Consider the following 6,590-nt stretch of genomic DNA (forward strand, 5'->3'; position numbering starts at 1 on the left):
GCGCGCCCCCAGGCGCTATCTATCGAGAGCGTACCGCACACGGCGCTGCGGAGTATTCTGCGCCCAACATCGCCACGACGGCGGCCCGGATGCGTCATATCCGCCGTCTATAGACGTATGTGAGGTATGCGCCGTGACGTCAGGTGACGCGCAGGAAGTGTCTCATGCGCGTTCACGACAATGGTGGCGGGACGCCGAAGCGGTGTGCGCGTTGCGCTTGCCTCGCCAGCGTTTCGGCTTCTCTGCTTCTCTGCCAGGCAAACGCGCGGACGCCTGGCGCTTCGGGCTATGCTCAGGCCGCGCGAGCCCCTTGTGTGCCGTCGATCAGCGGTACGCCGGTCAGTTTGTGCAGCGCATCGAAGTCGATGTCCGAGAAGATCTCCCGCACCACGAGGCCCGTCTCGGTGACGTCGATCATTGCCAGGTCCGTATAGATGCGGTCTACGCAGGCCACGCCCGTCACCGGGTAGGTGCACTCGGCGGCAATCTTGCTTTCGCCCTGCTTGGTCAGGTGTTCCATCATCACGTAGACCTGCTTCGCGCCGATTGCGAGGTCCATGGCGCCGCCGACAGCCGGAATCGCGTCGGGCGCGCCGGTGTGCCAGTTCGCCAGATCACCCTTCGCCGACACCTGGAACGCGCCGAGCACGCAGAAATCCAGATGGCCGCCGCGCATCATCGCGAACGAATCCGCGTGATGGAAGTAGGCGCCGCCCGTGAGCAGCGTGACGTGCTGCTTGCCGGCGTTGATCAGTTCGTCGTCTTCTTCGCCCTTTGCGGGTGCCGGGCCCATGCCGAGCAGGCCGTTTTCGCTGTGCAGGAAGATTTCCTTGTCGGCGGCAAGGTGGTTGGCTACCAGCGTCGGCACACCGATGCCGAGGTTCACATAAGCGCCTTCAGGAATATCCTGGGCAACGCGCTTGGCCATTTCATCGCGGGTCAGTTTTTTCATGTCGGTCTCCTCAGGCGGCGGTCACGGATGCAAGCTCGGCTTGATGCGTAGCTTGCGGCACTTCGATCACACGTTGCACGAAGATGCCCGGCGTCACGATATTTTCCGGATCGAGCTCACCGAGCGGCACCACTTTCGACACCTGCACGATGGCCGTTTTCGCCGCGCTCGCCATGATCGGACCGAAATTACGGGCGGTCTTGCGATAGACCAGATTGCCCCAGCGGTCGCCCCTGAATGCCTTGATTAGCGCGAAGTCCGCATGCAGCGGCGACTCCAGCACGTAATGCCTGCCGTCGATCAGACGGGTTTCCTTGCCTTCGGCGAGTTTGGTGCCATAGGCGGTGGGCGTAAAGAAGCCGCCGATGCCCGCGCCTGCTGCACGGATGCGTTCCGCGAGGTTGCCTTGCGGAACGAGTTCGAGTTCGATTTCGCCGGCGCGATAGAGTGCGTCGAACACATACGAATCGGTTTGACGCGGGAACGAGCAGATGATTTTGTGCACGCGTTTGGCTTTGAGCAGCGCCGCGAGGCCGATGTCGCCGTTACCGGCATTGTTGTTGACGATGGTGAGTTCGCGCGCGCCTTGTTCGATGAGCGCGTCGATCAACTCGGACGGCATGCCGGCCGTGCCGAAGCCGCCGATCATGACGGTCGCGCCGTCGTGGACATCGGCAACCGCCGATTGAAGTGACTCGAAAATCTTGTTGATCATGTCGAATTTCCTTTTGAGGCGCTGCGGGGCCGCTCGGAGATTCCGGCTGGCGCCTTTTGTTTGCTCGCCGCCCATTTGTTCATTATACGAACATGGATTCGTTTAGCGAACGATTAGGGCGATTATGGTTGCCGTTCAGGCGGGTTGTCAAGGTTGGGGATTGCACTTAGTAATCAGGTTTTGGCCTGGTCGGCAGGCCACCCCCACTATCCGATCCAAAGATTATTAAGCTACCCTTTATCCAAATCCAAAATACCCCATCCCCCCCAAAAAATAAGCGCCACAGGTAACCCAACACCATGCCCGACCCAAACCTGGATCTAAACCTGATCCCCTACCTCGTAGCAATGGAAGACACCCGCAACGTCAGCCGCGCAGCGGCGCAACTCGGCGTCAGCCAACCCCGCGTCAGCACCGCGCTAGGCCGCCTGCGGGAATACTTCGACGATCCGCTCTTCGTTCGAACATCGAAAGGCATGGAGCCCACGCCTCGCGCGCTCGCCATCCTCCCCGCTGCCCGCGACGCGCTTCTGCGTATCGAGAAAGGCATGCTCGACGTGCAGGACTTCGATCCGGCCACGAGCACCCATACCTTCTCCATCGCGCTCTCCGACGTCGGCGAAATCGTCTTCCTGCCACGGCTCCTGCAACTCTTCGCCGAACGCGCGCCGTATGCGAATCTGCGCTCGGTGTCGCTCTCGCCCTCGCACGTGGAACGTGGACTCGAATCGGGCGACGTCGATCTCGCCGTGGGTTATTTTCCCGATCTGTCGGGCAATAACTTCTTCCAGCAACGGCTCTTCACCCATCGATTCATCTGCCTGATGCGCACCGGGCATCCCCTTTCGAAGGCGCCGCTCACACTGCCTCAGTACGTGGCGTCGGGCCACGCAGTGGTGCGCGCCGAAGGACGCAGCCAGGAAGTCCTCGAACATTACCTGGAAAAGAAACGTATCAAGCGCCGCGCCGTACTCGAAACGCCGCACTTCATGAGTCTGCCGTTCATCCTCGCGCGCACCGATCTGCTTGCGACGGTGCCGCACGCTATTGGCTTCGCGTACGTGTCGGAGCATGCGTCGATCACGCTAGTCGAGCCGCCGCTGCCGTTGCCGCGCTTCGATCTGCGGCAGCACTGGCATCGCAAGTTTCATAACGATCCGCGGGCAAGCTGGCTGCGCAGCATCGTCGCCGAGCTCTTCAACGACGATATGGATGAGTGGCCGAAGTGAGCTCATGCCCCAGCCGCAAAAGGGGCATCGACACGATTCGACGCAAAACATGGAACAATGGCCTCACTCATTGAACCCGCGCGCTCCGCTTAGCGTCGACGCGCGATCCCGGAGGAGCGACGGATGGCCAGCAGTAAACCAAAGAAAACCAAACCCGCGGCCGTAGTGGACCGCCCCAGCCGCGACGAAGCGGAAGCAGCGGTACGTGTGCTGCTGCGTTGGGCCGGCGACAATCCCGAGCGCGAAGGTCTGCTCGATACGCCGGCACGCGTGGTGCGCTCCTACGAGGAGTTCTACGCGGGTTATCAGGTCGATCCGCGCGAAATCCTCGCCCGCACCTTCTCCGAAGTGGACGGCTACGACGAAATGATCGTGCTGAAAGATATCCGCTTCGAAAGCTACTGCGAGCATCACATGGTGCCGATCATCGGGCGGGCGCATGTCGCGTACCTCCCTCAACATCGGGTAGTCGGCATTTCGAAGCTGGCGCGCCTCGTCGATGCGTTCGCCAAGCGGCTGCAGATCCAGGAAAAGATGACGGTGCAAATCGCCGATACGTTGAACGAAGTGCTGCAACCAGCGGGCGTCGGCGTGATTCTCGAAGCCGCGCATCAATGCATGTCGACCCGGGGCGTGCACAAGGCCGGTGTCACGATGGTCACCTCCCGCATGCTCGGCACCTTCCGCACCGATCCTTCGACACGGCGCGAGTTTTTGTCGATCGTGGGCAATCCGGGTGTGGTGGCGGTCGCCAATACCTGAATAGCAATGCGGTCGCGCCGCGGATCAGGCCGTGGCATTGGCCACCACCTCAGGCCGTGCTACGCACCGTACGCATCTGCCCGAAAGTGGCCATCAACACCGCGCCCAGCACGCACGCCACACCCGCCAGTTGCGCCGCACTCACGGGCTCCCGCAACACGACAGCGGCCAACGCCACCGCACTCACCGGCACGAGCGCGGTCATGAGCCCGGCTTCCGCGCCGCTGATGCGCGCCGCGCCCGCATACCAGAGAACGAACCCCGCCACGGTAGGCACGAGCGCGTAATAAAGCACGCCGTTCAGGGCGCTTGCATTGAACGGCACACGCCAGGGACTTTCGAAGCATGCCGGCACAATCGCCACCGCGAAACCAATGCCGCACATCAACGCTGACAGCGGCAGCGGCGCGACCGGCGTGCGCAACCTGCGATTAAGCAGAATGAAGAGTGCCTCGCAGACGATCGCCGCGAATACCAGGGCGTTACCCGCCAGCGAACTGGCCGCATGAGGCGCGGTGAAATCGTCGATACGCACGGTACACACCAGCACGCCCAAAGTGGCGAGGACAATCGCACCGATCAACGCGGGTGCGGGGCGCTCGCCCAGCGCGAGCATGGCAACCACGGCCGACACAGCCGGCAGGGTGCCGGCAATCACGCCCGCATCGGCGGCCGATGCGAGCTTCATACCACTGATGAGCAACACCGTATAACCGACGCTGCCGGCCCCCGCCTGGGCGATCACGAGCCACGTATCGTGTCGATCGAGACGCGGCCAGCGCACGCCTCGCCAGCGCATCACCAGCACAAACAGGGGAAACGCGATGGCAAAACGCAACGCGGTCGCGCTGAACGGCGGCAATCCGCTTGCGATCGATTTGCTGACGACTACCGTGCTGCCGACCCCGATCATCGCCAGCGCGCAAAACACATATCCGACATATCGTGAATTCATGCTGCTGTCCCATTCCTTTGAACGAACAGGCAGATTAGACGTGATGGACACGCGCGGTCTTGAACGAAATTGCAGCGAAAAACCCTGCCAACGAATCGCCGCGCAGCGTCGGCTTCACGAAATACCGGCGCGAATCCGGCTTACGGTCAGGTGAAACCACCCGGCACTGTCACCAGTGCTCATCGAGTATCCTGATTGAAATAAAACCCCAACCGTAATAACAGGAGTTCCGCAATTGGTAGAGTTTCCGTCGTCGGCAGTTTCAACCTGGGGCGGCACAGTCGTTTTTCTCAACGTCCTGCTGACACGCCTCGGCCTGCCGATCCCCGCGGTCCCCATGCTGCTCTTCGCCGGCTCGGCGATTGCTGCCGGCACATTGTCTTTCTGGCCGATCCTGTTCGCCGCCGTGCTCGGTGCGCTCATCGGCGACGGTACGTGGTTCGCCGCCGGCCGCATCTACGGCCGCAAACTAATCGCAGCCCTGGGCCGGATCTCTCCGGCAATCGATTCCAGGGTCGACAAGGCTCGCTCGCTGTTCGAGCGTTTCGGCGTGCCGCTCGTGTCGATCTCGAAGTTCGTCCCCGGACTGGGACTCATCACCCCGCCGCTCATGGGCACGACAGCCGTGGATGCCCGCATCTATGCCGTGTGGGACCTCGCCGGCGCGTTGGCGTGGGCCACTTTCTGGCTGCTCGGCGGCGCCGCAGCGGAACGGCAGTTGCATATGCTGCTTGCCTTCGTCAAAGCGCGCGGCGGCACGGTAATCGACGTCCTGCTGGTCGCGGCGTTGGCCTATCTGGTGTATCGCCTGCAGCAGCGACACCGCGAACGACGCCGTTTAGCACACGCCGCCTCCGCGACTGCGTCGCAAGCGACACCCGGCGGATGGCGCGGCATCGCGCCGCCCAAGGTCCTGGATGCCCGCCCACCCGCATCGGCGGGTGAAGCGCTGTGCCCTATTCCCGGCGCGCTAACGCTCGACCCGCGCTCGCCCGAACAGATCGACGGCGCGCTGCTCGTCTATAACAGCGTGATTTACTGCATTTGCCCGGACAGCGCGACCGCCATTGAGATTACGCAGCGGATGCGCCTGAACGGCTACACGCGGATACGCGCACTGAGGGGCGGCCTCGACGCCTGGCAAAGGCGCGGGTTTCCCGTCGAACCACAAGCGCCGGCAGACCCATTGACCACCGGCAAACGCGCGCCGGAGCCCTGCGGCGAAGCACGCGACGCGGTGACCCTGCGGGGGTTCGCCCCCCGGCGCAGCTAAAGCGCCTGGGCAAGCAGCCGAGTGAACGCCCGGCCTGGCGCTGGAACGCCACCCGGAGCGCCGCGCGCGCCGCCATTCTTCGTCGAGACGGCTGTCGAGCACACGGCGATTGCTGAGCCCGGTAAGGACGGCACAGCCGGTGCGCTGATGCGCGCCGCTTCGCTCCAACGTGCAGCCGCCCTCAGCCCGCGTCAGAGTTTGCGCAGCAGTCCCGCCGCAGCGCGCATCCGGCGTTTGCGTTCCTTCCTGAGCCAGTCAAGCGCTGCATCGGCGTCGCCGGATCTGGCCAGCAGACCCGTATTGTCGCGCAGCAGCATTTCGCTCGCGACAACATCGTTGAGCGTACCGAAACGCTTTTGAATCTGCTTCAGGCGCTTCTGGATACGCTTGCGGCTGCCGTGGAGAACCGGCTCGAAAAACTCGAGCAGGTAGCGTAATTTTTTTCCCGCCTTTCTGACGTCATGAAACGCGGCGTAATTGGAACGCTTCGCGTGAGACGCGCGTTTTATACGCTTTTTCAGCGCACGTTCGGAAACGGCCACGCGCTTATCGATGAATTTTTGCAGCGGCACGCGTTCATGGGCCGTGTTCAATTCCTTTTTGGCGCTGGTCAGGGCGTCTTGCAGCAAATGTTTGACGTCCGCGTTCGACAGCGTTTCACGACTCGTCGCCAATGCACCGCCGCGCGCCTCCTCGAGCCTGGG

The 6,590-nt window shown here is 62.7% G+C and carries 7 protein-coding genes; 3 read left to right on the forward strand and 4 right to left on the reverse strand.

The annotated features are described in order from the left end of the window. Positions 1-292 precede the first annotated feature (292 nt). Positions 293-952, reverse strand: coding sequence for a 3-oxoacid CoA-transferase subunit B (locus VFE81_RS18345; RefSeq protein WP_325045952.1), 660 nt, complete (start codon positions 950-952; stop codon positions 293-295). A gap of 10 nt (positions 953-962) precedes the next feature. Next, positions 963-1,667 (reverse strand): 3-oxoacid CoA-transferase subunit A, encoded by a 705-nt coding sequence (locus VFE81_RS18350; protein ID WP_325045953.1) that lies wholly within the window; start codon positions 1,665-1,667, stop codon positions 963-965. Positions 1,668-1,966: 299 nt separating this feature from the next. Between VFE81_RS18350 and VFE81_RS18355 the strand changes: the two genes are divergently transcribed. Beyond that, complete coding sequence (locus tag VFE81_RS18355; protein WP_325045954.1) at positions 1,967-2,896, forward strand: LysR family transcriptional regulator; 930 nt, start codon at positions 1,967-1,969, stop codon at positions 2,894-2,896. A gap of 123 nt (positions 2,897-3,019) precedes the next feature. Beyond that, on the forward strand, positions 3,020-3,658 hold the full coding sequence (folE, locus tag VFE81_RS18360; protein ID WP_325045955.1) for a GTP cyclohydrolase I FolE: 639 nt from the start codon (positions 3,020-3,022) through the stop codon (positions 3,656-3,658). Between the two features lie 49 nt (positions 3,659-3,707). Here folE and VFE81_RS18365 read toward each other — a convergent pair whose 3' ends face one another. Next, positions 3,708-4,613, reverse strand: coding sequence for a DMT family transporter (locus tag VFE81_RS18365; protein WP_325045956.1), 906 nt, complete (start codon positions 4,611-4,613; stop codon positions 3,708-3,710). Positions 4,614-4,848: 235 nt separating this feature from the next. On the opposite strand from VFE81_RS18365, the gene VFE81_RS18370 reads away from it, so the two are divergent. Next, the gene (locus tag VFE81_RS18370) at positions 4,849-5,886 is read left to right on the forward strand and encodes a VTT domain-containing protein (protein ID WP_325045957.1); all 1,038 of its coding nucleotides are present in this window, start codon (positions 4,849-4,851) and stop codon (positions 5,884-5,886) included. A 191-nt stretch (positions 5,887-6,077) separates the two neighbouring features. On the opposite strand, the gene VFE81_RS18375 is transcribed toward VFE81_RS18370, so the two are convergent. Continuing rightward, the coding region (locus VFE81_RS18375; protein WP_325045958.1) for a CHAD domain-containing protein at positions 6,078-6,590 on the reverse strand (513 nt) is incomplete at its 5' end.

The organism is Paraburkholderia sp., from assembly GCF_035656215.1.
In the GTDB taxonomy this organism is placed as follows: domain Bacteria; phylum Pseudomonadota; class Gammaproteobacteria; order Burkholderiales; family Burkholderiaceae; genus Paraburkholderia.